The sequence below is a fragment of the Prescottella equi genome (assembly GCF_002094305.1).
Classification (GTDB): Bacteria; Actinomycetota; Actinomycetes; order Mycobacteriales; family Mycobacteriaceae; genus Prescottella; species Prescottella equi.
Map to the genome: position 1 here is coordinate 228,387 of NZ_LWTX01000001.1, position 26,210 is coordinate 254,596.

Here is a 26,210-nt window from a genome sequence, read left to right on the forward strand (position 1 = left end):
TTGATTCTGTCAATAACGCGTGAAAAAGTGGTGGTCGCGGGCCGGGTGGCCCTGTGGACCCCCGCTCTCATTCTCATTGCATTACAGGAGTTTTCCCATGTCCCATTCGCTGTCCGACCACGCGACGGCGTCCCAGTCGTTCGCGCAGCCGCTCGATATCGGCGGGCTGCGTCTGCGCAACCGGTTCGTCTCCGCTCCGATGGAACGCAACTACTGCGACTTCGACGGCACGATGTCCGATCGGTACATCGCCTATCTCGAACGTCGGGCGGCCGGCGGCGCGGCCCTGGTGTTCACCGAGGCCGCGTACGTCCGCGCCGATGGCAAGGGCCGGATCCGGCAGATGGGCGTCGACGAGGACGAGCGCATCCCCGGCATCGCCCGGCTGGTCGAGGCGGTGCACGCGCACGGTGCGCTGCTCGGTGTCGAGCTCAATCACGGTGGTCGCACGGCGCAGGGCGCGGTGAGCGGGTTCGTTCCGGTCGCGCCCAGCCCGATCCCGTGCCACGTGGTCGGCGGGGAGATGCCCGAGCAGCTGGGGAGCGACGACATCGAGCACATCATCGAGTGCTACGGCGAGGCGGCGGCGCGCTGCCAGAAGGCCGGGGTGGACGTCATCTCGCTGCACGGTGGGCACGGCTACCTCATCCACCAGTTCCTGTCCCCGGCGTACAACAAGCGCGACGACGAGTGGGCGGATCCGACGCTCTTCGTCAACCGGGTGATCGTGTCGGTCCGCGAGCATGCCCCGGAGATCGTTCTCGGCCTGCGTTTCTCGGCGTTCGAGGGTGTCGAGGGTGGTCTGGATCCGGAGACGACCCGGGCTCGCATCGACGCGATCGACACCGACCGGCTCGACTTCCTCGACGTCTCGGCCGGCAACTACGAGGCCGGACAGTGGATCATCCAGCCGGGTGAGTGGGAGCGCGGACTGCTCGCGCCGTACTCCGCGCAGTACACGCGGGGCTTCGACATGCCGGTCGGGGTCGCCGGCCGCATCACCTCCCCGGACGTCGCGGCGCGGATCATCGAGTCCGGCCAGGCCGACTTCGTGAGCATGGCCCGGACGCTGCACGCCGATCCGGACTTCCCGAACCGGGCCCTCGACGGCGGCCGCTACCGGCCGTGCATCGCCTGCAACTACTGCATCGACAGCCTGGCGGCCGGCCCGATCCCGTGCACGGTCAACCCGTGGGTGGGGCGGGAGGCGGAGCAGCCGACCGAGCCGGCCCCGAACGCGGTGCGCGTGGCCGTCGTCGGCGCCGGTCCGTCGGGCATGGCGGCCGCGCGTGAGCTGGCGCTGGTCGGGCACGAGGTCCACCTCTTCGACGAGCGGAACTACCTCGGCGGCGATTTCGCGCTCGCCTCGGCCCTGCACGAGTACCCCGAGTACGGCCGGCTCGTCGACTGGTACCGCGACGAGATTGCCGAGTTGAAGGTCGCGTGCCACCTCGGGTCCCGGGTGGCCGCCGCCGATCTCGCCGATCGGGACTTCGACGCGATCGTGCTGGCTACCGGTGGCCGCGGTCCGGTCGTCGATCTCGACGGCGCCGAGACGCGCCGCATCCGCGACGTGCGGGAGTTCCTGCAGTCGGGTGATCCGGCGCCCGAGGCGATCACGTTCTTCGGGGCCGATCGCGAGGCCGCCGCGGTGGCCGACGATCTGCTGCAGCGCGGCACCACGGTGGTGATGGTCGGACCGCAGGAGACGATCGCCCACGACGTCGGACGGCGCGGCAAGATCGTGCTGCTGCCGCGGCTGGCGGCGAGCGAGAACCTGACCACCTACCTGTCGTCGATCGTCCGGCGGGTCACGGCGGACACCGCGGTGATCTCCACCGGGGGTGTCGAGCGTGAGGTCGCGGCGCCGGGCGAACTGCTGATCTCGATGGGCGTCGAGCCGCGCACCGAACTGCTGGCCGAGTTGCGGGCGCTGGCGCCGCGGCTGGGCGTCCACACCGTCGGCGACGCGAGCGGAGACGGCGGCTCGGTCAACGCCGCGGTCGTCACGGCCGCCGACGTCGCGTCGGCGATCACCGCTGCCGCGGCCGCCGCTCAGGAGGTGTCCGCATGATCCGCGACGATCTTCCCCCGATGGGGCTCGGGACCTGGCCGCTCGTCGGCGCCGAGGCCACCGAGGCGGTGCTCGCCGGGATCGACGCCGGCTACCGGCAGATCGACACGGCCTCGATCTACGGCAACGAGGACGCCGTCGGCGCCGCCCTGGCGCAGTCCGGAGTTCCGCGCGACGACCTGTTCGTCACAACGAAACTCCGTGGCAACGAACAGGTCTCGGGTGACATTCGCGGCGCACTCGAAGCCAGCCTCGACCGGCTCGGACTGGAACGGCTGGACCTGTACCTGATCCACTGGCCGCTGCCCCGGATCGACCGCTACGTCGCGACGTTCGAGGCCATGCTGTCCTGCCGCGACGCAGGCCTGGTGCGGTACGTCGGAGTCTCCAACTTCCTCGGGCACCACTTGCGCCGCGTCGTCGCGGAGACGGGGGAGGTCCCGGCGGTGAACCAGATCCAGATGGACCCGTCGCTCACCCGGACACCGGTGCGGGAGGTGAACGACGAACTGGGCGTGCTCACCCAGTCGTGGAGCCCGCTCGGACGCGGCGACGTGCTCGCCGACCCGGTCGTGCTCGAGATCGCGGGACGGATCGGATGCTCTGCGGCGCAGGTGGTTCTGGCGTGGCACCGCGCCAAGGGCGTGGTGCCGGTGGTCCGGTCGGCCGACCCGGCGCGGCAGGCGGAGAACCTCGCGGCCCTGAGCGTGACGCTGACCGCACCGGACGTCGCGGCCCTCGACAGCCTCGATCGCGGTGAGGGTGCGGCCCGCGACGTCGAACGAGAGGAGCACTTCTGATGCCCACCACAACGTTGCGCGTCGGCATCGTCGGCTGCGGCAGGATCGCCGCCAACCACGCGCGTGCCCTGCAACAGGTTCCCGGCGTCGAGGTGGTCGGCTGCTCCGACCTCGACCTGGACCGGGCTCGGGGTTTCGCCGCCGAGTACGGGGTCGCGAACGCCGTCCGCACCGTGGACGACCTCATCGCGCTCGGCCTCGACGCGTGCACCGTGTGCACCCCGCACCCCGTGCACGAGGAGGTGGTGCTCGCCGCCGCCGCGGCCGGGATCCACGTGCTCTGCGAGAAGCCCATCGCCGTGGACGTCGCTGCCGCCGACCGCATGATCGAGGCCGCGGACCGGGCCGGCATCACGTTCGGTGTGCTGTTCCAGCGGCGCTTCTGGCCGGCTGCGCGCCGGATCAAGACCGCGATCGAGGACGGCCGGCTCGGGGTCCCGACACTCGGCCAGGCGTCGGTGCTGCTGCACCGTCCGTCGAGCTACTACGCGCAGGACGCGTGGCGGGGCCGCTGGGACACCGACGGCGGCGGCGTGCTCATGACCCAGGCCGTCCACCAGATCGACATGCTGCAGTGGTTCATGGGGGAGGCGACGCAGGTGAGCGGCTTCATCCGGACCCACACGCACGGCGCGCACATCGAGACCGAGGACAGTGCCTCGGCGGTGGTGTCGTTCGCGTCCGGGGGCACGGCGACCATCACTGCTACGACCGGCGCCAACCACAATCTGGGCAACCGGGTGACGGTGATGGGTGCCACCGGTGCCCTCGCGAGCCTGATCGAGTTCCCCGAGGGCCGCGACGGCGTCAACGAGATCTGGACGGTGCCGGGCGAACTGGACTTGCGCCCGCCGTTCCACACCGCGGTCCACGCCAACATCGACGTCGGCGAGGTCAACGCCGGGCTGGTCGACTTCCACACCGAGCAGGTGCAGGACTTCGCGGACGCCCTGCTCACCGGGCGCGCACCTGCCGTCACCGGCCGCGATGCGCGGGCCTCGCTCGCGATCGTCGCCGCGATCTACGAATCCTCCCGCACCGGGACGGTCGTGAACCTTTCTCCAACCCCGCTCGCCGACAAGGATTCCCGATGACCGACATGAACGACGACACCACCTACGACGTCGTGGTGGTCGGATCCGGAGCCGGTGGTCTGTCGACCGCGGTCGCGGCCGCCGAGGGCGGGGCCTCGGTCCTGGTGGTGGAGAAAGCCGACGTGTGCGGCGGCGCCACGGCGTGGTCGGGCGGCTGGATGTGGGCCCCGCGCAATATGTTCGCGCACGCAGACGGCGTCCGCGAGGACCGATCGCTGCCGCGTACCTACCTGGAGAACCGGCTCGGTGAGAACTTCGACGGTGCCAAGGTGGACGCGCTGCTCGACGGGGCGCCGGAGATGGTGGAGTTCTTCGAGACCCGGACGGCACTGCAGTTCACGCCCGGCGCGAAGATCGCCGACATCCACGGCGACACCCCCGGCGCCGGCACCGGGCACCGCTCGGTGGGGCCGAAGCCGGTGAGCCTGCGCAAGCTGGGCCCGGACGTCGCCCGGCTGCTGCGCCGGCAGCTGTACGAGACGTCGTTCCTCGGCATGGGCATCATGGCCGGACCGGACCTGCAGGCGTTCCTGCACTCGACCCGCTCGTTCAAGGCGTTCGTGCACTGCGGTGTGCGGGTGACCAAACACCTGATCGACCTGGCGCTCCACCAGCGCGGCCAGCAGTTGGTGAACGGCACGGCGCTGGTGGGCCGGCTGCTGCGCTCGGCGCTGGACCGGGGCGTGGAGATCCGGGTCTCGACGTCGGCGACAGCGCTCACCACCGACGACTCGGGCGCGGTGACCGGCGTTCGTCTCGCCGGCCCCGAGGGCGCGTACACCGTGACGGCCCGACGCGGCGTCGTGCTCGCCACCGGCGGCTTCGCCCACGACATCGACCGGCGCCGGGCACTGTTCCCGCGCACCCCGACCGGGCGTGAGCACTGGACGCTGACGCCGTCCACCACGACCGGTGACGGCATCACCCTCGGCGAGTCGGTCGGCGGCCGCCTCGACCGCAGCGTCGCGTCCCCCGTCGCGTACTGCCCCGTCTCGGTGGTGAAGTACCGCAACGGGAAGGAGGGCGTGTTCCCGCACATCCTCGATCGCGGCAAGCCCGGTGTGATCGGTGTGCTCGCGAACGGCAAGCGGTTCGTCAACGAGGGTCTCGGCTACCACGACTACACCCTCGCGATGGTGCAGCAGGTGCCCGAGGGCGAGGAGGTGTGCTCGTGGCTCATCGCAGACCAGGAGTACATCAAGTACCTGCCGCTGGGCTTCGCCAAGCCCCTGCCGATTCCGATCTGGCCGTACCTGCGCTCGGGCTACCTCACCCGCGGCGCGACGCTGCGCGAACTCGCCGAGAAGATCGGCGTGGATCCGGTCGGGCTCGAGCAGACCGTCGAGGCCTTCAACGTGGGTGCGCGCGCCGGTGTCGACGCCGAGTTCGGCCGGGGCACCACGCCGTTCACCATCGGCTCCGGTGACTACGCCAACCCGTGGCCGAACGCGGCGCTGGCCCCGCTGCAGAAGGGGCCGTTCTACGCCGTCAAGGTCCTGCCCGGCAGCTTCGGCACCTTCGCCGGACTCGTCACCGATGCCGAGTCGCGGGTCCTGAACTCCGCCGACGAGCCGGTGCCCGGACTGTTCGCGGTCGGGGTCGACCAGTCGAGCGTGATGGGCGGGCACTACCCGTCCGGCGGTATCAACCTGGGCCCGGCCATGACCTTCGGCTTCCTGACCGGACGCCGCCTCGCCTCGACGACGGGAGAAAACCGATGACCACCGCACCGCTCGGACTGGCGGCACTGACCGTGCTCGACACCGCGCCGCTCGACCACGTGGGGCTCGCCGAGCGCCACGGGTTCGACACGATCGGGCTGCGCCTCCTGCCGGCCGCCCCCGGCACTACGGCCTACCCGCTGCACGAGGACGAGCGCGTGCTCGTCGAACTCGAGCGTCGCCTCGCGGACTCGCCGGTCGAGGTGTTCGACCTCGAGATCATCCGGCTCGCTGCGGATTTCGACCCGTCTGCGTACGTGCCGCTGCTCGAGACGGGCGCCCGGCTCGGGGCCAAGGCCGTGCTCGTCGGCGGCGACGACACCGACCGCGCCCGGCTGACGGACTCGTACGCCCGGCTCGCCGAGCTGTGCGCGCGGTACGGCATCGTCGCGAGTCTCGAGTTCATGCCGTGGACGGCGGTCCCGGACGCGAAGGCCGCGGTGGAGATCGTCGCGCAGGCGGACGGCCCGGCCCGCAGCGTCCTGGTGGACGCCCTGCACGTCGCGCGGTCCTCGACGACGCTCGCGGACCTCGCGGCGATCCCGCGCGAATGGCTGCACTACGCCCAGATGTGTGACGGCTCCGTGCCCGCGCCGGCCGACGACGCGGAGCTGATCCGGCACGCCCGGGAGGAGCGGCTGGTGCCGGGGACCGGCGGGATCGACCTCCCCGGCATCTGGTCGACGCTTCCGGCCGGTTTGCCGGTGAGCATCGAACTGCCGAACGAGCCGCTGCGCCGCGCGGTCGGTACGGGTGCCTGGCTCGATCGACTCGTCGCCGCCACGCGCGAGGTCGTCTCGCCGGTGCCGGCGGCCTGACCGAGGCTCGCCTCCGCCGCTGCACCCTCGACGCGAACGAGCAGGGCCGGCCCCACGGGGCCGGCCCTGCTCGTCTTCCGGGGTCAGGCGATGCGCTCGAAGACCGCGGCCAGGCCCTGGCCGCCGCCGATGCACATGGTTTCGAGGCCGTATCGGGCCTCGCGACGGTCCATCTCGCGCAGCAGCGTCGCGAGAATGCGGGCCCCGGTGGCGCCGACGGGGTGACCCAGCGAGATGCCGGAGCCGTTGGGGTTGAGGCGCGCATCGTCGGGCTCGAGGCCCCAGGTGCGGATCACGGCGAGCGCCTGGGCCGCGAAGGCCTCGTTGAGCTCGATGACGCCCATGTCGGCGAGCGACAGGCCGAGCCGCGCGAGGGCCTTCTCGGTGGAGGGGACCGGCCCGATGCCCATCGTCCGGGGCGGGACACCGGCGACCGCCCAGCTCGCGAGGCGCGCGAGCGGACGAAGCCCGAGAGCTTCCGCCTTCTCCGGTGTCGTGACGATTGCGATTGCGGCACCGTCGTTCTGGCCGCTGGCGTTGCCGGCGGTGACGGTGGAGCCGGGGTCGATGTTGCCGCGGATCGGGCGCAGCTTCGCGAGGGACTCGACGCTCGTGTCGGCGCGGGGATGCTCGTCGGTGTCGACGATGAGGGCGTCGCCCCGGCGCTGCGGGACCGCCACGGGGACGATCTCCTGCGCGAAGATGCCGCTCTGCTGCGCCGCGACGGCACGTCGATGCGACTGCACCGCGAGCGCGTCCTGGTCCTCGCGGCTGATGTCGAACTCGGCACGCAGATTCTCGGCGGTCTCGATCATGCCGCCGGGGACGGGATAGTTACGGCCTCCCGCGGTGACGCGGGCGCGCGCCAGACGGTCGTTGAGCGCCACGGACTCTCCGCGGACGCCGTACCGCATCCCGGTGGCGTAGAACTCGGCCTGACTCATCGACTCGACGCCACCGGCGAGGACGAGGTCACTGCCGCCGGACTGGACCTGCATCACGGCCTGGATGATCGCCTGCAACCCGGAACCGCAACGCCGGTCCACCTGCAGGCCGGGAACGTCCACTCCCAGATCGGCGTTCAGAGCCGCAACTCGCCCGATCGCGGGCGCCTCGCCGCCGGGGGAGGCTTGGCCGAGGATGACGTCGTCGATGTCTCCACCGGAAATGCCGGTGCGGGTGACGATTTCGGTGATCACCGTGGCTGCGAGATCCTCGGGGGCGACGTCCCGGAAGACGCCACCGAAGCGGCCGACGGGGGTGCGGAGGGGCTCGCAGATGACTGCGTCAGGCATATCTCGTTCCTTGGTGCGATGGCGATTGAGTCTGGGTACGGGCCAGGTCGGCCGAGATGGCGTCGGCTGTCGCGACGGCGGCCGGCACGAGCGTGTCGTACACCGCCTCCGTCGTGTAGCGCGCAGCCTGTGTCGAGATGTTGACGGCCGCGACGACGGTGCCGTCGCGGTCGCGGATGGGTGCCGCCAGCGAGCGCAGACCCTCCTCGAGTTCCTGGTCGACGACGCAGAAGCCGTCGACCCGGATCTTGTCGAGCTCGTCGCGCAGGGCGGCAGGTGTGGCGATGGTGCGGCCCGTGATGGGGGTCAGATCCACGCGGGCGAGGTAGGCGTCCAGCTCCGCGGGGCTCAAACCGGCCAACAGCACGCGTCCCATCGACGTCGCGAACGCGGGGAAGCGGGTGCCGATCGTGATGGACACGGTCATGATGCGCCGGACCGGCACACGCGCCACGTACACGACGTCGCCGTCGTCGAGGATCGACACGGACGTCGATTCGTGGACCCGGTCGGACAGCGCCTCGAGGTGTGGTCCGGCGATGTCGGGCAGCGACAGGCTGGACAGGTAGCTGTAGCCGAGTTCGAGTACCCGCGGGGTCAGCCAGAAGGCCGATCCGTCGGTGCGGACGTACCCGAGCTCGGCCAGGGTGAGCAGGAAGCGTCGAGCGGTCGCCCGGGTGAGATCGGTGGCACGTGCGACGTCGCTGAGCGTGCGACGCGGATTCTCGGCGTCGAAGGCCTTGATGACGGAAAGCCCGCGCGCGAGTGACTGCACGTAGTCGGTCGACGCCCCGGCCGCTTCGGTCCCGCTCGAATTCGTCACTGTCAGGTACTCCCCTCGGTGGCGCCCGCCAGGTCGGCGAGAGCCTGCTTGCCGAGCGCGAAGGCCCGGTTGCTGTTCGGCACACCCGCGTACACCGCGGTATGGAGGAATACTTCCACGAGCAACTCCGGGGCCGTGCCCGCGCGCAGTGCGGCCCGGATGTGCATGTCCAGTTCGTGCTCGTTACCGACGGCCGTGAGGATCGCGAGCGTCAGCAGACGCCGGGTGGGGTGGTCGAGGCCCTCGCGTGCCCAGATGTCGCCCCACGCCGTACGGGTGATGAAGTCCTGGAACGGTTCCGTGAACGCGGTGCTGTTCGCGATCGCGCGGTCCACATGCGCGTCGCCGAGAACCGAACGGCGTACCGACATTCCGGCGTCGTGAACCGCTCGTCGGGCGACCCCGACCGGAGTGGCGGCCGCGATGTGGCGGGCGATCAACCGCGTCACGGTGCCGGCCTGCTCGACGTTCGCGAGGTGTGCACCGGGCGACACGACGTGGAACTCGGCGCCCGCGATACCGTCCGCGATCTCCTGCAGCGCTGCAGGGGGAGTGGGGCCGTCCTGTTCCGCAGCGATCACCAGTGTGGGTGCGACGATGCGCGCCAGGTCGGGCCGGCCGTCCCAGTGCGCGAGCGCCTCGCAGCAGGCCGCGTAGCCCTCGTCGGTGGTGCCGCGCACCATCGCGACGTGGCGGGCCACCAGTTCCGGATCCCGCTGCGCCAGTTCGGGAGTGAACCAGCGTCCGACCACGGCGTCCGCGATGGAGGCGACGCCGTCGGCGCGGACGGCCGCCGCCCGGTCCAGCCACGGCTGCGCGGGCGCGAACTGCGCTGCCGTGCACAGCACGGTCAGCGTGCGCAGGTGCTGCGGGCGGTGTGCTGCCAGCCACTGTCCGACCGCGCCGCCGAGGGACAGGCCCACGAAGTGCACCGCGTCGATCCCGAGTGTGTCGAGGAGCGCGACGACGTCGCCGCCGAGGCCCGCGATCGTGTACGGCCCGGTCGGGGCCGGGGATCCGCCGTGGCCGCGATGGTCGACGGCGATCACACGATGGTGCGCCGAGAGTGCGTGGATCTGGGGGGCCCACATGTGCAGGTCCGAGCCCAGCGAGCCGAGCAGGAGAACCGGCGGGGCGTCCGGGTCACCGTGCAGTTCGTAGTGCAGGGCAGTGCGCCCGTCCTCGGTCATGGGTGTCCTCCGGTGGTTCGAGAAGCGAGCGCACGGTCGACGAGATCGATCGCGTGGCCCAGATAGTTCGCGGGGTCGAGCAGATCGCGCAGCTCGCCGGCCGTCAGGTGCGCGGTGATCTCCGGCGCCTGATCGAGCGGTAATCCCGAAGACGCGGCGGCGGTCACGATCTCGCGGGCCGAGTCCGTGTGGGCCGCGAGCGCCCCGGTCACCCGTTCGGCGAGGATCAGGCCCCCGGTGATGTCGAGATTGCGGGACATGGCATCGGCATGGACGTGCAGACTGGTGAGGCTCGACGCGAGGCGCCGCGCGGCGCCGCCGGTGAGCCGCAGCAGGTCGCCGACCGTCTCCCACTCCGCATGCCACGCGCCCGCGGCGCGCGCGAACTCGTGGTCCATCGACGCCAGGATCGTCGATACCAGGCCCGGCACCCGCCGAGCCGCGGCTCGCGCGGCGATCGCGGACACCGGATTCTGTTTGTGCGGCATGGCCGACGACCCACCGGGTGCGTTCTCGGCCACCTCCCCGAACTCGGTGGAGGCCATCGCGATGACGTCGGTGGCGGGCTTCGACACTGCTCCGGCGGCGATCCCCAGGCCGGACGCGAGTGCGGCAACGGGCGTGCGGGTGGTGTGCCACGGCGCCACCTGCCGGGCCAGGCCCAGCTCGGCCGCGAGGGCGTCGGCCATCGCGAGGCCGTGCGGGTGGACGGCGGCGAGGGTGCCGGCGGCACCACCGAACTGGACGGGCAGCGCGGACAGTGCCCGGTCGATCCGGGCCACCGCGTCGTCGAGACCGGTGAACCAGGACACCGCCAGTGCGCCGAACGTCGTCGGTAGTGCCTGTTGTCCCAGGGTGCGCGCGACCATCGGGGTGGCACGGTGCCGCCGGGCCAGTTCGGCCGCGGCGTTCGCCGCGACCCGCAGATCGGCGAGCACATGCCGACCCGCCCTGCGCGACAACAGCATCAGCGCCGAGTCCATCACGTCCTGGCTGGTGGCACCCACGTGCACGGCGGACCTCGGCACCCCCTCGGCGGCGCAGGTCGATCGGAGGATCTGCACGAGCGGGATCACCGGGTTGCCGCCTGCGGCGGATCGGCGGCCGAGGTCGGCGATGTCGAGCGCGCCGGGCGCGGCGAGCCTGGTCGCGACGCCGGTGACGATCGACGCGTGTTCGACCGTCACCAGGCCCACCGTTGCGGCCGCCCGGGACAGCGCGGCCTCGACTTCGAGCAGCGCGACCACCCACGCGTGATCCGAGACCTCCGCGGCGACGGCGGAGCCGCCGAAGACGGGGTCGAACAGTTCACCGCGGGTGTGTGTCACGCCAGGCTCCTGATCACAGCTCGAAGAACGGCGTCTCGACACCGTCGGGGTCGCTGTCCTGAACATAGACCGTGAGGCTGTAACCGTCGTCGGTCCTGCTCGCGATCAGCTTGGGTCGCTGCGACTCGGGCAGTGCCAGCAGCACCGGATCGCCGGTATGAGCCTGCGTGTCCTCCGGGAAGTACAGCCGCGTGTAGAGGCGCTCGAGCATGCCCCGCGCGAAGATGCCGAGGTTGACGTGCGGCGCCTCGACGGTGTCGTTCTCCGCGGGGAGGGCGCCCGGCTTGACGGTGTGGATCACCGCGGTGCCCGTCTCGTCGGCGCCGGCCCGGCCGAAGCCGCGGAATCCCGCCGGAGTCGGTGCGGCTGCGCCGCGCGGATCGTCCGGATGGGCGAAGCGGCCGACCGCGTCCGCCTGCCAGGTCTCGACCATCGCATCCGCCACGGGGACGCGGTCGCCGTCGATGACGGTGATGCGCAGCGTGATCCGTTCGGGGGTCCCCGGCGCCACGACGTCGGGGCCGTCGGCCCAGGGCAGGCCGATGTGCCAGTACGGGCCCACGGTCTGCGACGGGGTGACACCGAATGGGGCGGTGGTGAAGTCGCCCGGCGTGACGGGGTAGAGCGGGGCGGTGTGCTGCGGGGCGGTGTCAGTCATCGTGATCCTCGTCGTCCTCGAACGGAGTGGCGTCGCGTCCGCGGAGGACGATGTCGAAGCGGAACCCCAGTGCCCAGTCGGCCACGGTCGCGTCGTAGTCGAAGACGCTGACCATCCGGTGCCGCGCCTCGGCGGGCACGGCGTTGTAGATGGGGTCCTGGAAGAACAGGGGATCGTCCGGGAAGTACATCTGCGTGACCAGGCGCTGGGTGAACGCGGTGCCGAACAGTGAGAAGTGGATGTGCGACGGGCGCCACGCGTTGTCGTGGTTGCGCCACGGGTACGCACCGGGCTTGATCGTCGTGAACGTGTAGTGGCCGTCGGCGTCGGTGACGCAGCGACCCACTCCGTCGAAGTGCGGGTCGAGCGGTGCGGGCCAGTTGTCACCCGTATGGCGGTAGCGGCCGCCGGCGTTGGCCTGCCACACCTCGAGCAGGGTGTTCGGGACGGGTTTGCCGTTCGAGTCCAGCACGCGGCCGTGCACGACGATCCGCTGGCCCTGGGCTTCGCCGCCGTTCGCGATGGTCAGATCGGCGTCGCCGGCCTGGATGCGGTCCTCGCCGAACACCGGTCCGGTCAGTTCACCGAGGCGCTGCGGCAGCAACTTCAGGGGCTGCCGGGGACTGCGCAGACCGGTCGTCTTGTAGTCGGCGAAGTCGGGCGGGGCGTTCACGCCGGCGCCGAGCGGCCGGTACTGCGGGGGCAGATGGAGCATGAGAGACCTCTTCGGGGAACAGGGTGAGGGGGAACCGAATGCTGTTCGCAATGTGGACGATGTGACGCTATACGAACACGGTAGTGCGTCGGGTCGCTGCGATCAATGCCGAGCGGTGGCGTGTTCATGATGCGGACGGTGGTTCACATTACGTACGAAGCGTCGTATGCTGGCCGCCATGATGGACAAAGTCATTGCCACAGCGGCCGAGGCCGTCGCAGACGTGCCGGACGGCGCGACGATCGCCGTCGGCGGGTTCGGCCTGGTCGGAGTGCCGGAGATCCTCATCGGCGCGCTTCTCGACCAGGGCGCCACCGACCTCGAGACGGTGAGCAACAACTGTGGGACCGACGGCTTCGGTCTGGGTGTGCTGCTCGAGAAGGGCCGCATCCGACGAACCATCAGTTCGTACGTGGGCGACAACAAGGAGTTCGCGCGCCAGTACCTGTCCGGTGAGCTCGAGGTGGAGCTGACGCCGCAGGGCACGCTCGCCGAGCGGTTGCGTGCCGGCGGCGCGGGCATCCCCGCGTTCTTCACTCCGGCCGGCGTCGGAACGCAGGTGGCCGAGGGCGGGCTGCCGCGCCGCTACGACGGCAACGGCGGTGTCGCGGTCGCGAGCCCGGTCAAGGAGACCCGCGAGTTCGACGGCACGACCTACGTCATGGAGCGCGGCATCGCCGCCGACTACGCGCTCGTCCACGCGTGGAAGGGCGACCGCCACGGCAACCTCGTGTACCGCCGCAGCGCGCGCAACTTCAACCCGCCCGCCGCGGCGTCGGGCCGGATCACCATCGCGCAGGTCGAGCACCTCGTCGAACCCGGCGAGCTGGACCCGGACCAGATTCACACCCCGGGCATCCACGTGCAGCGGGTGGTGCACGTGGGCAAGGTCAATGTCGGAATCGAGAAGCGAACGGTACGAGCATGACTCAGGCAATTGCGCAGAAGCTGACCCGCGAGCAGATGGCCGCCCGGGTCGCCCGGGAACTCGCCGACGGTCAGTACGTCAACCTCGGCATCGGCATGCCGACTCTGGTGCCGAACTACATTCCCGAGGACATCACCGTCGTGCTGCACTCCGAGAACGGAGTGCTCGGCGTGGGCCCGTACCCCACCGAGGACGAACTCGACCCCGAACTGATCAACGCGGGCAAGGAGACCGTCACGGTCCTGCCGGGCGCGTCGTACTTCGACTCGTCGCAGTCGTTCGGGATGATCCGCGGCGGTCAGGTGGACGTCGCCGTCCTCGGCGCGATGCAGGTCAGCGCCCGCGGTGATCTCGCCAACTGGATGATCCCCGGCCACATTGTCAAGGGCATGGGCGGTGCGATGGACCTCGTCCACGGCGCCAAGCGGGTGATCGTGATGATGGAACACGTCTCCAAGAAGGGCGAATCCAAGATCCTCGACGAGTGCACCCTGCCGCTCACCGGCAAGGGTTGCGTCCAGCGGATCATCACCGACATGGCCGTCCTCGACGTCACCGACGAGGGCTTGCGGCTGGTCGAGACGGCCCCCGGCATCGGCGTCGACGATGTGGTCGGTGCCACTGCGGCGAAGCTGCTGGTGTAGGCGGCTTCGCCGCCCGTGCGCCTTTTCGGTAGTTGCAGCTACCGAAAAGGCGCACGGGCGCGGAGCGCCAGATGGTCGATCGTCTCCTTCTCGGCGCCTTCCGGCAGGTCGTCGAGCGGGAACCAGCGCAGATCCTGCGACTCGTCGCTGATGGTGATCGGTACCTCCGACGCCGGTCCGGGCGCGGTGACGAGGAAACGCAGATCGAGGTGGCGGGTGGGCACGCCCAGTGAGCACGTGATCGGGTGCGTGTGCGCGGACAGCATTCGCGGCTCGATACGCAGCCCCTCGATGCCGGACTCCTCGCGCGCCTCGCGCAGGGCCGCGTCGACGACGGTCTCGTCGCCGGGCTCGCAGTGCCCGCCGAGCTGGATCCACCGGCCCACCCGCGGGTGGAGTGTCAACAGAACGTGCCGTCCGTCCTCGTCCAGGACGAGCGACGACGCGGTGATGTGCCCGGGTGCGTGCGAGCGCAGGCAGCCGTCGGGTGCGGAGTCGAGAAACGCGAGCATCGTGTGCCGCAACGACTCCGCGTCGTCGGAGTCCGCTTCCCAGTTCTGCAGCGCCTCGCGTGCGGACGCGTGCAGTGACCGCGCCGACATCTACAGCTCCACGAGGGCGTCGCCCGGCGCGACCGGCTTGCGGGGCGTCAGCGGCTGCACCGGATGTCCCACCGCGATCGCGCCCAGGGGCTTCCAGTCGTCGGGAAGGTCGAGCTCGGCCCGGACGGTGTCGGCCGCGAAGATCGTCGAACCGATCCAGCAGCTGCCGAGGCCACGGGTCGCGAGCGAGACCAGCAGACCCTGTACCGCCGCGCCGACCGCGACGGTGAACATCGTCGACTCGGCACGGGTACGGCGCTCGTCGGGGTAGTCGTGTGCGCCGTCGGGCACGCAGAACGGGATCACGACCTCGGGTGCGCGGAAGAGGATGTCGCCGCGGCGAACTCGACGTTCGATCCACTCGGCGCTCAATCCGTCGGCGGCGAGGTCGTCGCGCCAGCGCTGCTGCAGCGCGTCGAGCAGGCGGCCGCGGACGTCACGGCTGCGCAGCCACACGAACCGCACCGGCCGGGTGTGATGCGGTGCGGGTGCGGTCAGCGCTTCCGCGATCGAGTCCCGCAGTGCGTCGGGGTCGACGACGTCGTGGGAGAACTCACGCACCGACCGGCGCAGCAGCAACGCCTCGCGGCGACCCATCTCCACCGACTCCGCGGTGCCGAGCCAGAACAGGTCCTCGGGTCCGCGGCGGATCAGCTTCTCGGCGGCCGACCCGTCGTCTTCGAGACCCAGCCCCCGGACGACCGCGACGGGCACTCCACCGAGCTTGCCCTTCACGAGATCGCCTGCCGCCGCGATCTCGTCGGCGACCGCGACCTCCGTCACGAACAGTTCGTTGCCCTGGCCGTCGACCGCACCGGCGTACGCGTGCAGGACCGGCACACCCGAGGCCCCGATCGCGGCGTCGATCTGGCCGATGCGCCACGCCCGTCCCATCGTGTCCGTGACGACGACGGCGACGTCGACGCCCAGACGGGACTCGATGTCGGACCGCAACTTTCGGGCACTGCCGTCCGGGTCCTCGGGCAGCAGCGCCAATTCGGCGCCGTCCACGTTCGAGCCGTCGATGCCCGACGCCGCCTGCACGATGCCCAGTCGGTTCTCGGTGATGAGAGTGCGCCCCTTGCGGGCCACCACCCGGACTGCCTCCTGGTCGACGAGGCGCCGCCTGGCAGCGTCCCGCTCGTCGGGGTCGGTGGGGGAGGCCACGATCCGGCCCTCGACCTTCGAGAACACCTTGCTGGTCACGACGAGAACGTCGCCGTCGGCGAGCCACGGTGCCGCCTCCGCGATCGCGCCGGCCAGGTCGTCGCCGGGCCGGAACTCGGGAAGCCCGGTGACGGGCACGATCTCGATCGCCCGACCGGCGCCGTGATCGCGCACGCTCGCAGGCTCACTCCGGTCGTTCACAGGCTCACTCCGGCCACGTCGAAGGCGGCGCGGACCATCTCGGCCGTGGCCTCGGGGTCGGTCATCAGCAGGGGGACGCTGCGGACCTCGACGCCGGGGACGTCGGCCCGGTCGGTGGAGTGCACGAGCCAGCCGTCGAGGATTCCGGTACCCGAACGTGCACCGTAGTGGCGGCCGATCGCTTCGGCGGAGGTCTCCACGCCGATCACCTCGAGACACTCGTCCGCCATGCCGCGCAACGGCTTTCCGTCGATGACGGGCGACAGTCCCACGATCTTCGCCTTGGTGGTGCGCAGTGCGCCGCGGATCCCGGGGACGGCGAGAACGGCGCCGATGCTCACGACCGGATTCGACGGCGCGAGTAGCACGACGTCCGCGGACTCGATCGCCTCGAGGACTCCGGGGGCCGGCTTCGCCTGCTCCGCACCGATGTACGCGAAGCTGTGCGTGGGAACCTGGGCGCGGTACCGGACCCACCATTCCTGGAAGTGGATCGCCTTCTGCTGCTCGCCGGTGGGATCCTCGGGGTCGGTGATGACGACGTGGGTCTCGCTGCGGTCGTCGCTGACCGGCAACAGCGAGACACCGGGCTGCCAACGCCTGCAGAGGGCTTCGGTGACGGCCGAGAGCGGGTAGCCGACCCGCAGCATCTGGCTGCGGATGAGGTGCGTGGCGATGTCGCGATCGCCGAGTCCGAACCAGTCGGGCTGGGCGCCGTACGCCGCGAGTTCCTCTTTGGCATTCCAGGTTTCGCCGACGTGACCCCAGCCACGTTCCGGGTCGATACCCCCGCCGAGGGTGTACATGCACGTGTCGAGATCGGGGCAGATACGCAGCCCGTGCATCCAGACGTCGTCACCCACGTTGACGATCGCCGTGATCTCGTGATCGGACGACGCGTCCGGCGTCGCCGAGTCGTCGCCGAGCAGATTTCGAACACCTTGGAGGAAACGGGCCCCTCCGACGCCGCCAACCAATACAGTCACCTTCACAACCCGAAGCCTATGCGTTGTCGCTCAGTGCTGATCGAGGCTGTCTCATCGAACCGGGTTCTACCACGCTGTGCGATGGGGCGCGGATAGTAAACGACTTTTCCCGTTCAGCTTGACCCGACACGCCAGGGCATGTCTAATCACATGTATGTCATTCCAGGTTCGAGGGGCGAGTTCATCTGGAGCGGCTGTCGGTTCGAACCATCGTTCGGGCCGTTGCACGGGTAGCCCTCGAGGCGAGAACGGCGTGATTTCCATCGAGATCGATCGACTAATTCTGCGCTAGAACACAGGTGGGGAGGCGGAGCGATGCAGTACCAGCAGTACGAGTACCGGCAGTATGAGTTCGACACTCCTCTGAGCGTTGTCGACGACGAGCCGCAGGCCGATTCGGACGCACATGTGTCGCTCGGCGACGCCGTCGACTTCGAACTCGGCGTGACCGTCCCGCAGCTCAGTCTGATCCCGGGACTCGACGCGATGGTCGACCCGGCCGAGGAACAGTGGCAGGACCGGGCGCTGTGCGCGCAGACCGACCCCGAGGCGTTCTTCCCCGAGAAGGGCGGATCGACGCGTGAGGCCAAGCGCATCTGCCTCGGGTGCGAGGTGCGGGGCGAATGCCTCGAGTACGCACTCGCCAACGACGAGCGCTTCGGTATCTGGGGCGGGCTGTCGGAACGCGAACGCCGGCGCCTCAAGCGCGGCATCATCTGACGATTCGTTACTCGTCGGCTCCCGGCAGATCGGGGTCGATCACTTCGGGGTCCACGCCGAGATAGGTGGACACCTGCTCCACCAGGACGTCGTGCACCAAGTCTTCGAGGTCCTGAGGATCCTTGGCGCGCAATTCGATCGGGCGCCGGAACAGGACGATGCGTGCGCGCGTCGCCGTCCCGCGCCGATCGATGCCCGCGGGGATGAGACGCGACAGCGGCACCGGTCCGTCTGCGACGACTTCCGGTGGCCAGTTCACCGAATCCGGGTCGATGGCGCGAATACGCGGCACTTCGTCGACCGCGATGTCCAGCTTGGTGAGGCGGTCGTGCCATCGTGCATCGATCGGCTCGAAAGCTCCCAGCACCAACTGGTCGAACTTCTCCGCGCGGGTGCGCGCTGCCGGCAGATCCGGCGGGAACAGCGGTCCCCGGATGCCGCGGCCCCGGCGCGCGACCGAGCGCGACGTCAGCGGGCGAGGGCGACGAGATCTGGCCATGCCGTGGAGATTACCGCGACCGCCGAACCGCACCCCTGGACGCCGCCGGTGACCTGTGGCACGGACGCGTGCGAGCAGTCCCGGAATCGCTTCCTCGGTGTGTCCGAGTATGCCAACCGGACACATGGGGTTAGTCTCCTTGCTTGTGAGATCACTGCGTCGATGCTGCCGGCCTGGGTGCAAGAACCCTGCTGTCGCCACCTTGACGTACGTGTACTCGGATTCCACCGCCGTCGTGGGTCCGCTGGCCACGGTGGCAGAGCCGCACTCGTGGGACCTGTGCGAGACCCACGCGTCGCGCATCACCGCCCCCAAGGGCTGGGAACTCGTGCGTTACGAGGGCGGTTTCTCGTCCAGCACACCCGACGAGGACGATCTCACCGCGCTGGCCGAAGCGGTCCGCGAGGCCGGCCTGGGGGAGCGCCCCCGCACCGACGACGGCTCGCCGGAGTCCCGGTCCGGTGCTTCGGTGCCGTCGGCGCCGCCCACGGTGCGGACCGGTCGGCGCGGTCATCTGCGCGTCTTACCCGACCCCGCCAACTGATCCGTCCCGGCGCGCGACAGCGCCCTCGGCGACCGCCGTTCTCCGCTCGGAGGCCTACCACGCGCCCGGCGCTGCCGCTCGGGAGGCGAACCCGGCACGGTCCCCACTAGGCTCGGTGATCGACCCGGTGGACGAATCGGCCCGAAAAGCCCCGTCTGTCGCATCTACGAACAGCAGGAGTAACCAGCAGTGGCTCGATCCGTCGAATCCGTGAATGCCGTGATCAAGGCCTACGACGTGCGTGGTGTCGTCGGCGAGCAGATCGATGTCGAGTTCGTCCGCGACGTCGGTGCCTCGTTCGCTCGGCTGGTCCGCGACGAGGCGACCGGCATCGCGCCGGTGACCCGCGTCGCGATCGGACACGACATGCGCGCATCGTCACCCGAACTGTCCCGGGCGTTCGCGGAAGGCGTCGTCGGGCAGGGCCTCGACGTCGTGCACATCGGGCTCGCGTCGACCGACCAGCTCTACTTCGCCTCCGGCATCCTCGACTGCCCCGGTGCGATGTTCACCGCCAGCCACAATCCGGCGAAGTACAACGGCATCAAGCTGTGTCGCGCGGGCGCCAGGCCGGTGGGGCAGGACACCGGTCTCGCCGTCATCGCACGTGAGGTCGCGGAGGGTGTGCCCGCGTACGACGGAGACGCGGGCACGGTGTCCGAGCAGGACGTGCTCGCCGAGTACGCGAGCTTCGTCCGCGGCCTGGTGGAACTGGCCGACCTTCGGCCGCTGAAGATCGCCGTCGACGCCGGCAACGGCATGGGCGGCCATACGGTCCCGGCGGTGTTCGATCCCATGCCCGTCACGGTGCTGCCGCTGTACTTCGAGCTCGACGGCACCTTCCCCAACCACGAGGCGAACCCCCTGGATCCGGCCAACCTGGTCGACCTGCAGAAGTTCGTGCGCGAGACGGGCGCCGACATCGGGCTGGCCTTCGACGGCGACGCCGACCGGTGCTTCGTGGTCGACGAGAAGGGCGACCCGGTCTCGCCGTCGGCGGTGACGGCGCTGGTCGCCGATCGCGAGCTGGCGAAGGAGCCCGGCGCCACGATCATCCACAACCTCATCACGTCGCGTTTCGTGCCGGAACTCGTCGAGAAGCTCGGCGGCACGGCCGTTCGCACCCGTGTCGGCCACTCCTTCATCAAGCAGCAGATGGCCGAGACCGGCGCGGTGTTCGGTGGCGAGCACTCGGCGCACTACTACTTCCGTGAGTTCTGGGGCGCCGACTCCGGCATGCTCGCGGCACTGCACGTCCTCGCCGCCCTCGGTGAGCAGGAGCGGCCGCTGTCGGAGCTGATGGCGTCGTACGAGGGATACGCCGCGTCCGGCGAGATCAACTCGACCGTCGCGGACGCGTCCGAGCGCACCGAGGCCGTCCTCGCGCAGTTCGCGGACCGCACGGTCTCCGTGGATCGTCTCGACGGCGTCACCGTCGACCTGGGTGACGGTGCCTGGTTCAACCTGCGCGCCTCCAACACCGAGCCGCTGCTGCGATTGAACGTGGAGGCCCGCACGTCCGCCGACGTGGACGCGCTCGTCACCGAGATCCTGGGAACGGTCCGCGCCTAGAACGTCGATTGCTGGGATACTCGATTCACCTGGACTCGTCGGGGGGACAGGGTTGAGTGGGAGTGAAAGGGAGGTGTGTTCGCCATGACAGCTCCGTCGTCTCTGCTCGATCTCGACGATGTCGACGCCCTGCTCGCTGCCGATGTCGACGGCACACTCAGGTTCGCGGCGCTCGGCGGTGCCCAGATCCGTGCGAACGCGGCCGCGGTGCACGAGAACGCACTGGCCCGGCTGCACGGCATGCAGCCGCGCAGCGTCGTCCTGGTCAGTGGCGAGGGCAGCGCGTCCCGGGCCGCGGAACTGACCCAGGCCGCCGTCGGTAGCCGCATCGGGGTCCCGGTACTCGGAGCCGTCGGGACACCGCCCTGGGTGGGTCCGCTCGACGTGGTGGTCGTCGCCGGTGACGATGCGGGTGACCCGCGCCTCGTCGAGTCCGTCGACAGCGCGCTGCGGCGCGGCGCCGAGGTCGTCGTGGTCGCCCCGGACGAAGGCCCGATGCGTGCTGCGGGTGCCGGGCGGGCCCTGCTCCTGCCGCCCCGCGTCGCCGTCCCAGGTCAACACGGACTGCTCCGGTACCTCGCAGCGTTCCTGGCGGTCCTCGTCGCCGTCGACGCGGAGCGGACGGCGAAGATCGTCCCGGATCTCGACCGTCTCGCCGACGTGGTCGACGCGGAGGCGGTGCGCGATCACCCGTCGAACGAGGTCTTCCACAATCCGGCGAAGTCGTTGGCCGCGCGGATGCAGGGCCGACGTGTCGTGCTCACCGGGGATTCCCGGACGACCGCGCTCGTGGCGCGGCACGGCAGCGAGGCGCTGCTGCGCGTCGGAGCGGACGTGGCCGCCGCGACGGACCTGCCCGATGCGGTGAGCGGCGTGCGCCGGTTCCCGTCCGGCACCGCGGCCGGTTACGACCCGTTCTTCCACGACGAGGAACTCGACGGTCCGGCCCCCGCTGCGGCCGTGCGTGTCGTGGTGCTGGCGCTCGAAGAGAATCGGGCACTGGTCGAACGTCGCGTCGCGGCTCTTCCCGACGCCGACGTCGTCGTCGCCGACGGCAGCGAGAGCGCGCCGGACCTCGCCGGGTCGGCATCGCGGTCGCCAGGGCCCGGGGGTACGCGAACCGACGTCGAGCAACTCGCAATTCTCGTCGGCCGACTCGAGATGAGCGCGGCCTATCTACGTCTGATCGGTGGTAACTAGTGCGCCAACTCGAAGGGGCGCTCCGGTCGTACGCATGGGGGTCGCGGACCGCGCTCGCAGAACTGTGCGGTCGTCCGAGCCCCAGTGCACACCCGGAGGCGGAACTGTGGTTGGGAGCGCATCCCGGCGATCCCGCACACGTGATCGAGGACGGCGGCACCCGTTCGCTGCGGGACGTCATCGACGCCGCGCCGTTGTCCGAACTCGGGGAGCGGAGCGTCGCGCAGTTCGGTGAGCGGCTGCCCTTCCTGCTGAAGGTGCTGGCCGCCGAGGAACCGTTGTCGCTGCAGGCGCATCCCAGTGCGGAACAGGCCCGTGAGGGGTTCGCGCGCGAGGACGCGGTGGGTATCCCCGTGGATTCGGCGGAACGCAACTACCGCGACGCGAGCCACAAGCCGGAACTGGTCGTCGCACTCACCAGGTTCGAGGCGCTGGCCGGGTTCCGGGATCCGCACCGCACCGTGCGGTTCCTGCAGGCGCTCGAGGTCGAACAACTTGCGCCCTACGTCGGTCTGCTGGCCGGCCAGCCGGACCCGGACGGTCTGCGCGCACTGTTCACGACGTGGATCACGCTGCCGTCGCCGGCACTGTCGGCGCTGTTGCCTCCCGTGCTCGACGGCTGTGTCCGGTACCTGTCGCGGCCCGACGCGGCCGAGGCCGAGTTCGTCCCCGAGGCGCGAACCGCGCTCGAACTGAGCGAGGGCTACCCGGGTGATGCAGGGGTGCTCGCGGCGCTGCTGCTCAACCGCATCACGCTCGAACCCGGGCAGGGCTTGTTCCTGGCCGCCGGCAACCTCCATGCCTACCTGCACGGAACGGCAGTCGAGATCATGGCGAACTCCGACAACGTGCTGCGGGGCGGGCTCACCCCCAAGCACGTGGATGTGCCGGAACTGCTGCGCGTGCTCGACTTCGACTCCGTCGACGTGCCGTTGCTGGCGCCGGCTCCGACCGGCCGGCCCGGCGAGGTGGCCTACGCGACTCCCGCGGCGGAGTTCGTGCTGACCCGCATCGACCTGGACGCGTCGGACGCCGGTTCCGAGGTCTCCGTGACGATCGAGCCGGACGGCCCGCAGATCCTGCTGTGCACGTCGGGTGCGGCCAAGCTCGGGTGCGGCCCGCACTCGCTCGTTCTCGAGCGGGGCGGTGCGGCCTGGATCTCGGCGTCGGACAACGAGGTTCACATCCAGGCCTGCGCCGACGACACCCAGATCTTCCGGGCCGGGGTGGGGGGCTGACGCCCCGTTCCGCGACCCGGTCCGAGATCGGGCCGCGCGTATACCGCGCGAGTGCCGTTTGGGTGTTTCGTCCCAGGTCAGGCGGCGTGTCGCGAAACCGTGCTGGCGGCGTCCCACCGGCATAGGCTTTCTCCATCCCCACCTCCGAGGAGGCAGCGATGGCGACGTCCGACCCGAATGTCGGTAGTACCCGCGCACGATCACGATCAGGTCTGTTCCGCACCAAGTCGGTCGAGCAGTCGATTCTGGAAACCGACGAGCCGGAGACCAAACTCCGCAAGGACCTCACCTCGTGGGACCTGACGGTCTTCGGCGTCGCGGTCGTGATCGGCGCCGGCATCTTCACCCTCACCGCGCGGACGGCCGGCAACATTGCGGGGCCGTCGGTATCGCTGGCGTTCGTGTTCGCGGCCGTCGCGTGTGCGTTGGCGGCCCTGTGTTACGCGGAATTCGCGTCGACAGTCCCCGTCGCGGGCAGCGCGTACACCTTCTCGTACGCGACTTTCGGTGAGTTCGTCGCCTGGATCATCGGCTGGGATCTGATCCTGGAGTTCGCACTCGCGGCGTCGGTGGTGGCGAAGGGCTGGTCGCTGTACCTCGGTGAGGTGCTGGGCAGCTCGAGCCCCGTGCTGCACATCGGTTCTCGTGAAATCGACTGGGGCGCGGTCCTCATCATCGCGATCATCACCGTCCTCCTGGCGACCGGCACGAAACTGTCGTCGCGGGTCTCCGCGGTGATCACCGCGATCAAGGTTGCGGTCGTGCTGTTCGTCGTCGTGGTCGGCGCCTTCTACATCAAGGGCGAGAACTACTCCCCGTACATTCCGCCGTCCGAGGCCGGATCGACCGGTGAGGGCATCCACCAGTCGCTGTTCTCGTTCGTCACCGGCGCCGGCGGCAGCACATTCGGCTGGTACGGCCTCCTCGCGGCTGCCAGCCTCGTGTTCTTCGCGTTCATCGGCTTCGACGTCGTGGCGACGACCGCGGAAGAGACCAAGAATCCGCAGAAGGCGTTGCCGCGCGGCATTCTCGGATCGCTCGCGATCGTGACGGTGCTCTACGTGGCGGTCTCCCTCGTGCTCACCGGAATGGTGAAGTACACCGACCTCGCCGGCGACGACTCCACGCTCGCGACGGCGTTCGCGATCAACGGCATGGACTGGGCGAAGAATCTCATCTCGTTCGGCGCCCTCGCCGGCCTCACCACCGTCGTCATGGTCCTCATGCTCGGCCAGACCCGCGTGCTGTTCGCGATGTCGCGGGACGGCCTGATGCCGAGGAGCCTCGCGCCTACCGGTAAGCACGGCACCCCCGTGCGGATCACGGTGCTGGTCGGTGTCGTCGTCGCCGTTCTCGCCGCGTTCTTCCCGATCGGCACGCTCGAGGAAATGGTGAACATCGGAACGCTGTTCGCGTTCGTGCTGGTGTCGATCGGCGTCGTGGTGTTGCGTCGCACGCGTCCGGACCTGCCGCGCGGCTTCCGGGTGCCGTTGGTACCGCTCGTCCCGATCCTGGCGGTGCTCTCCTGCCTGTGGCTGATGTTCAACCTCTCCGTCGAGACCTGGCTGCGTTTCATCGTCTGGATGGCGATCGGTGTGGTGGTCTACTTCGCCTACAGTCGCCGGCACTCCATGATCGGGGTTCGCGAGCGCGCGGCGGCGGCGGAGGCGAAGGAGAAATCCTGACCGGTTTACAAATCTTTGCGATTGTCTAGACCCCATACACGAGGACGCGTATCGTCAATTCCAGGGTGATGATGCTCACGTTGGAGTGGCCTCGTGGAAGGGGACGATCATGGCGGCGGACGGAGCTGTCGAAACGGAAGTGCCGGTTTGGCGCGACAAGAAGCGTTATCTGTGGCTGCTGGGCCTGATTCCGCCCACCGCGATCTTCCTGGCGCTCGCGCTGGTCTGGGCGTTCAATCGGGTCGGGCTCGGGGCGGTGGCGCCGGTGTGGTGGTGGATCGGTCCGCTGCTCGTCTACGTGCTGCTGCCGATCCTCGACCTCGCCTTCGGGGCGGACGGGCAGAACCCGCCCGACGAGGTTATGGAACAGCTCGAGAACGATCGGTACTACCGCTGGTGCACCTACGCGTACATCCCGCTGCAGATCGTCACGGTGGTGGTCGCGTGCTACCTGTGGTCGGCGGACGACCTGAGCTGGCTCGGGATCGACGGGGGCCTGGGCCTGGTCTCGAAGATCGGTCTCGCGATCAGTGTCGGGTGCGTGGCCGGGATCGGCATCAACACCGCGCACGAACTCGGCCACAAGAAGGACGACCTGGAACGATGGCTGTCGAAGATCACGCTCGCGCAGTCGTTCTACGGCCACTTCTATATCGAGCACAACCGCGGCCACCACGTGCGGGTCGCGACCCCCGAGGACCCCGCGAGTTCACGCTTCGGGGAGAGCTTCTGGGCATTCCTCCCGCGCAGCGTGTGGGGCAGTCTGCGGTCGTCCTGGCGCCTGGAGAAGGCGCGCCTGGAGCGGCTCGGTAAGGGGCCGTGGACAATTCGGAACGACGTGCTGAACGCGTGGCTGATGTCGGTGGTGTTGTTCGGCGCGATGATCGCGATCTTCGGCTGGGAAGTGGCGCCGTTCCTGTTGCTGCAGGCCGTGTTCGGGTTCTCCCTGCTGGAGACCGTCAACTATCTCGAGCACTACGGGTTGCTGCGGCAGCGCACCGAGAGTGGGCGTTACGAACGGTGCACGCCCGCTCACAGCTGGAACAGCGATCACATCTGCACCAACATCTTCCTGTACCACCTGCAGCGGCACAGCGACCACCACGCCAACCCGACGCGGCGCTACCAGACGCTGCGGAGCATGGACATCGCGCCGAACCTGCCGAGCGGGTACGCCAGCATGATCATGCTCGCGTACGTGCCGCCCCTGTGGCGGGCGGTGATGGATCGAAAGGTCCTCGCCCACTACGACGGTGACATCACGAAGGTCAACCTGCAGCCGAGTAGGCGGGAGAAGCTGCTCGCGGCCCACGGGGGAGCGGCATGAGCGCGTATCGCTGCCCGGTGTGCGAGTTCGTGTTCGACGAGGCCGTCGGAGCTCCCCGTGAGGGGTTCCCGGCGGGGACGTCGTGGGCGACGGTGCCCGACGACTGGTGCTGCCCCGACTGCGGTGTCCGGGAGAAGATCGATTTCGAACCCGTCTGACGGGAAAGAGGACAGGGATCATGAAGGACTACAAGCTCTATCAGTGCGCGCAGTGCGGATTCGAGTACGACGAGGAACTCGGCTGGCCCGACGAGGGCATCGCCCCTGGGACGCGATGGGAGGACATTCCCGACGACTGGCGCTGTCCCGACTGCGGCGCCGCGAAGGAGGACTTCTTCATGGTCGAGGTCGAGCGCAGCTGAGGCCGGGGGCGTGCCGCCAC

26 protein-coding genes are annotated in these 26,210 nt (G+C 69.7%); 16 read left to right on the forward strand and 10 right to left on the reverse strand.

Features of this window, described 5'->3' with window-relative positions; genetic code table 11:
• The first annotated feature begins 97 nt into the window (after positions 1-97).
• From A6I89_RS01130 to A6I89_RS01150, 5 genes are read left to right on the forward strand one after another with little or no spacing between them, the layout of a single operon-like run.
• Complete coding sequence (locus A6I89_RS01130; RefSeq protein ID WP_022597166.1) at positions 98-2,074, forward strand: oxidoreductase; 1,977 nt, start codon at positions 98-100, stop codon at positions 2,072-2,074.
• Positions 2,071-2,874 (forward strand): aldo/keto reductase, encoded by an 804-nt coding sequence (locus A6I89_RS01135; RefSeq protein WP_022597164.1) that lies wholly within the window; start codon positions 2,071-2,073, stop codon positions 2,872-2,874. The genes A6I89_RS01130 and A6I89_RS01135 overlap by 4 nt, the downstream gene beginning before the upstream one ends.
• On the forward strand, positions 2,874-3,968 hold the full coding sequence (locus tag A6I89_RS01140; RefSeq protein WP_022597162.1) for a Gfo/Idh/MocA family protein: 1,095 nt from the start codon (positions 2,874-2,876) through the stop codon (positions 3,966-3,968). Before A6I89_RS01135 ends, A6I89_RS01140 begins: the two co-directional genes overlap by 1 nt.
• Positions 3,965-5,689 carry an FAD-dependent oxidoreductase gene (locus A6I89_RS01145; RefSeq protein WP_022597161.1) on the forward strand — a complete coding sequence of 575 codons (1,725 nt, stop codon included), beginning with the start codon at positions 3,965-3,967 and terminating at the stop codon, positions 5,687-5,689. Before A6I89_RS01140 ends, A6I89_RS01145 begins: the two co-directional genes overlap by 4 nt.
• Positions 5,686-6,507, forward strand: coding sequence for a sugar phosphate isomerase/epimerase family protein (locus tag A6I89_RS01150; RefSeq protein ID WP_022597159.1), 822 nt, complete (start codon positions 5,686-5,688; stop codon positions 6,505-6,507). Before A6I89_RS01145 ends, A6I89_RS01150 begins: the two co-directional genes overlap by 4 nt.
• Before the next feature lie 83 nt (positions 6,508-6,590).
• Here A6I89_RS01150 and A6I89_RS01155 read toward each other — a convergent pair whose 3' ends face one another.
• From A6I89_RS01155 to pcaH, 6 genes are read right to left on the reverse strand one after another with little or no spacing between them, the layout of a single operon-like run.
• Positions 6,591-7,802: an acetyl-CoA C-acetyltransferase gene (locus A6I89_RS01155; RefSeq protein ID WP_013416755.1), complete on the reverse strand. Its 1,212-nt coding sequence runs from the start codon at positions 7,800-7,802 to the stop codon at positions 6,591-6,593.
• Positions 7,795-8,625 carry an IclR family transcriptional regulator gene (locus A6I89_RS01160; RefSeq protein ID WP_005518689.1) on the reverse strand — a complete coding sequence of 277 codons (831 nt, stop codon included), beginning with the start codon at positions 8,623-8,625 and terminating at the stop codon, positions 7,795-7,797. The genes A6I89_RS01155 and A6I89_RS01160 overlap by 8 nt, the downstream gene beginning before the upstream one ends.
• A gap of 2 nt (positions 8,626-8,627) precedes the next feature.
• Positions 8,628-9,815, reverse strand: a complete 1,188-nt coding sequence (gene pcaDC, locus A6I89_RS01165; RefSeq protein ID WP_022597156.1) for a bifunctional 3-oxoadipate enol-lactonase/4-carboxymuconolactone decarboxylase PcaDC — start codon at positions 9,813-9,815, stop codon at positions 8,628-8,630.
• A complete protein-coding gene (locus A6I89_RS01170; protein ID WP_022597155.1) occupies positions 9,812-11,143 on the reverse strand; it encodes a lyase family protein in 1,332 nt (443 codons plus the stop codon). The genes pcaDC and A6I89_RS01170 overlap by 4 nt, the downstream gene beginning before the upstream one ends.
• A gap of 13 nt (positions 11,144-11,156) precedes the next feature.
• The gene (gene pcaG, locus A6I89_RS01175; protein WP_022597153.1) at positions 11,157-11,801 is read right to left on the reverse strand and encodes a protocatechuate 3,4-dioxygenase subunit alpha; all 645 of its coding nucleotides are present in this window, start codon (positions 11,799-11,801) and stop codon (positions 11,157-11,159) included.
• The gene (pcaH, locus tag A6I89_RS01180) at positions 11,794-12,516 is read right to left on the reverse strand and encodes a protocatechuate 3,4-dioxygenase subunit beta (RefSeq protein WP_005518695.1); all 723 of its coding nucleotides are present in this window, start codon (positions 12,514-12,516) and stop codon (positions 11,794-11,796) included. Before pcaH ends, pcaG begins: the two co-directional genes overlap by 8 nt.
• A gap of 181 nt (positions 12,517-12,697) precedes the next feature.
• Between pcaH and A6I89_RS01185 the strand changes: the two genes are divergently transcribed.
• The gene (locus tag A6I89_RS01185; RefSeq protein ID WP_022597151.1) at positions 12,698-13,444 is read left to right on the forward strand and encodes a CoA transferase subunit A; all 747 of its coding nucleotides are present in this window, start codon (positions 12,698-12,700) and stop codon (positions 13,442-13,444) included.
• Positions 13,441-14,088: a CoA transferase subunit B gene (locus A6I89_RS01190; protein ID WP_022597149.1), complete on the forward strand. Its 648-nt coding sequence runs from the start codon at positions 13,441-13,443 to the stop codon at positions 14,086-14,088. Before A6I89_RS01185 ends, A6I89_RS01190 begins: the two co-directional genes overlap by 4 nt.
• 38 nt (positions 14,089-14,126) lie before the next feature.
• Here A6I89_RS01190 and A6I89_RS01195 read toward each other — a convergent pair whose 3' ends face one another.
• The 3 genes from A6I89_RS01195 to cofD are packed head-to-tail and all read right to left on the reverse strand — an operon-like array spanning position 14,127 to position 17,050.
• A complete protein-coding gene (locus A6I89_RS01195; RefSeq protein WP_005518702.1) occupies positions 14,127-14,690 on the reverse strand; it encodes an NUDIX hydrolase in 564 nt (187 codons plus the stop codon).
• Positions 14,691-16,058: a coenzyme F420-0:L-glutamate ligase gene (locus A6I89_RS01200; RefSeq protein ID WP_022597147.1), complete on the reverse strand. Its 1,368-nt coding sequence runs from the start codon at positions 16,056-16,058 to the stop codon at positions 14,691-14,693.
• On the reverse strand, positions 16,055-17,050 hold the full coding sequence (gene cofD, locus A6I89_RS01205) for a 2-phospho-L-lactate transferase (RefSeq protein WP_022597145.1): 996 nt from the start codon (positions 17,048-17,050) through the stop codon (positions 16,055-16,057). The genes A6I89_RS01200 and cofD overlap by 4 nt, the downstream gene beginning before the upstream one ends.
• A 480-nt stretch (positions 17,051-17,530) precedes the next feature.
• Here cofD and A6I89_RS24740 point away from each other — a divergent pair, with 480 nt between their 5' ends.
• Positions 17,531-17,764 (forward strand): WhiB family transcriptional regulator, encoded by a 234-nt coding sequence (locus tag A6I89_RS24740; RefSeq protein WP_172504596.1) that lies wholly within the window; start codon positions 17,531-17,533, stop codon positions 17,762-17,764.
• A 7-nt stretch (positions 17,765-17,771) separates the two neighbouring features.
• Here A6I89_RS24740 and A6I89_RS01215 read toward each other — a convergent pair whose 3' ends face one another.
• Positions 17,772-18,263: a metallopeptidase family protein gene (locus tag A6I89_RS01215; RefSeq protein ID WP_037085013.1), complete on the reverse strand. Its 492-nt coding sequence runs from the start codon at positions 18,261-18,263 to the stop codon at positions 17,772-17,774.
• Between the two features lie 145 nt (positions 18,264-18,408).
• Here A6I89_RS01215 and A6I89_RS01220 point away from each other — a divergent pair, with 145 nt between their 5' ends.
• The 8 genes from A6I89_RS01220 (at position 18,409) to A6I89_RS01255 (ending at position 26,190) form a co-directional block, all read left to right on the forward strand.
• Complete coding sequence (locus tag A6I89_RS01220) at positions 18,409-18,807, forward strand: DUF3499 domain-containing protein (RefSeq protein WP_013416746.1); 399 nt, start codon at positions 18,409-18,411, stop codon at positions 18,805-18,807.
• A gap of 189 nt (positions 18,808-18,996) precedes the next feature.
• Positions 18,997-20,379 carry a phosphomannomutase/phosphoglucomutase gene (locus A6I89_RS01225; protein WP_022597141.1) on the forward strand — a complete coding sequence of 461 codons (1,383 nt, stop codon included), beginning with the start codon at positions 18,997-18,999 and terminating at the stop codon, positions 20,377-20,379.
• Positions 20,380-20,463: 84 nt separating this feature from the next.
• Complete coding sequence (locus A6I89_RS01230) at positions 20,464-21,579, forward strand: hypothetical protein (RefSeq protein WP_022597140.1); 1,116 nt, start codon at positions 20,464-20,466, stop codon at positions 21,577-21,579.
• The gene (gene manA, locus A6I89_RS01235; RefSeq protein ID WP_005518714.1) at positions 21,579-22,817 is read left to right on the forward strand and encodes a mannose-6-phosphate isomerase, class I; all 1,239 of its coding nucleotides are present in this window, start codon (positions 21,579-21,581) and stop codon (positions 22,815-22,817) included. The genes A6I89_RS01230 and manA overlap by 1 nt, the downstream gene beginning before the upstream one ends.
• Before the next feature lie 158 nt (positions 22,818-22,975).
• A complete protein-coding gene (locus tag A6I89_RS01240) occupies positions 22,976-24,502 on the forward strand; it encodes an amino acid permease (protein WP_022597137.1) in 1,527 nt (508 codons plus the stop codon).
• A gap of 109 nt (positions 24,503-24,611) precedes the next feature.
• On the forward strand, positions 24,612-25,829 hold the full coding sequence (locus A6I89_RS01245) for an alkane 1-monooxygenase (protein WP_022597136.1): 1,218 nt from the start codon (positions 24,612-24,614) through the stop codon (positions 25,827-25,829).
• On the forward strand, positions 25,826-25,987 hold the full coding sequence (locus tag A6I89_RS01250; RefSeq protein WP_005518718.1) for a rubredoxin: 162 nt from the start codon (positions 25,826-25,828) through the stop codon (positions 25,985-25,987). The genes A6I89_RS01245 and A6I89_RS01250 overlap by 4 nt, the downstream gene beginning before the upstream one ends.
• Before the next feature lie 20 nt (positions 25,988-26,007).
• Positions 26,008-26,190 carry a rubredoxin gene (locus A6I89_RS01255; protein WP_005518720.1) on the forward strand — a complete coding sequence of 61 codons (183 nt, stop codon included), beginning with the start codon at positions 26,008-26,010 and terminating at the stop codon, positions 26,188-26,190.
• Positions 26,191-26,210 lie beyond the last annotated feature (20 nt).

Excerpts from the sequence above, each read along its gene's own strand:
- A6I89_RS01195 (WP_005518702.1), bottom strand. The coding sequence starts at position 14,690 with ATGTCGGCGCGGTCACTGCACGCGTCCGCACGCGAGGCGCTGCAGAAC.
- A6I89_RS24740 (WP_172504596.1), top strand. The coding sequence starts at position 17,531 with ATGGTCGACCCGGCCGAGGAACAGTGGCAGGACCGGGCGCTGTGCGCG.
- A6I89_RS01240 (WP_022597137.1), top strand. The coding sequence starts at position 22,976 with ATGGCGACGTCCGACCCGAATGTCGGTAGTACCCGCGCACGATCACGA.
- pcaDC (WP_022597156.1), bottom strand. The coding sequence starts at position 9,815 with ATGACCGAGGACGGGCGCACTGCCCTGCACTACGAACTGCACGGTGAC.
- A6I89_RS01135 (WP_022597164.1), top strand. The coding sequence starts at position 2,071 with ATGATCCGCGACGATCTTCCCCCGATGGGGCTCGGGACCTGGCCGCTC.
- pcaH (WP_005518695.1), bottom strand. The coding sequence starts at position 12,516 with ATGCTCCATCTGCCCCCGCAGTACCGGCCGCTCGGCGCCGGCGTGAAC.
- pcaG (WP_022597153.1), bottom strand. The coding sequence starts at position 11,801 with ATGACTGACACCGCCCCGCAGCACACCGCCCCGCTCTACCCCGTCACG.
- A6I89_RS01145 (WP_022597161.1), top strand. The coding sequence starts at position 3,965 with ATGACCGACATGAACGACGACACCACCTACGACGTCGTGGTGGTCGGA.
- A6I89_RS01140 (WP_022597162.1), top strand. The coding sequence starts at position 2,874 with ATGCCCACCACAACGTTGCGCGTCGGCATCGTCGGCTGCGGCAGGATC.
- A6I89_RS01215 (WP_037085013.1), bottom strand. The coding sequence starts at position 18,263 with ATGGCCAGATCTCGTCGCCCTCGCCCGCTGACGTCGCGCTCGGTCGCG.
- A6I89_RS01230 (WP_022597140.1), top strand. The coding sequence starts at position 20,464 with ATGACAGCTCCGTCGTCTCTGCTCGATCTCGACGATGTCGACGCCCTG.
- A6I89_RS01250 (WP_005518718.1), top strand. The coding sequence starts at position 25,826 with ATGAGCGCGTATCGCTGCCCGGTGTGCGAGTTCGTGTTCGACGAGGCC.
- A6I89_RS01245 (WP_022597136.1), top strand. The coding sequence starts at position 24,612 with ATGGCGGCGGACGGAGCTGTCGAAACGGAAGTGCCGGTTTGGCGCGAC.
- A6I89_RS01255 (WP_005518720.1), top strand. The coding sequence starts at position 26,008 with ATGAAGGACTACAAGCTCTATCAGTGCGCGCAGTGCGGATTCGAGTAC.
- A6I89_RS01155 (WP_013416755.1), bottom strand. The coding sequence starts at position 7,802 with ATGCCTGACGCAGTCATCTGCGAGCCCCTCCGCACCCCCGTCGGCCGC.
- A6I89_RS01150 (WP_022597159.1), top strand. The coding sequence starts at position 5,686 with ATGACCACCGCACCGCTCGGACTGGCGGCACTGACCGTGCTCGACACC.
- A6I89_RS01130 (WP_022597166.1), top strand. The coding sequence starts at position 98 with ATGTCCCATTCGCTGTCCGACCACGCGACGGCGTCCCAGTCGTTCGCG.
- A6I89_RS01190 (WP_022597149.1), top strand. The coding sequence starts at position 13,441 with ATGACTCAGGCAATTGCGCAGAAGCTGACCCGCGAGCAGATGGCCGCC.
- A6I89_RS01185 (WP_022597151.1), top strand. The coding sequence starts at position 12,698 with ATGGACAAAGTCATTGCCACAGCGGCCGAGGCCGTCGCAGACGTGCCG.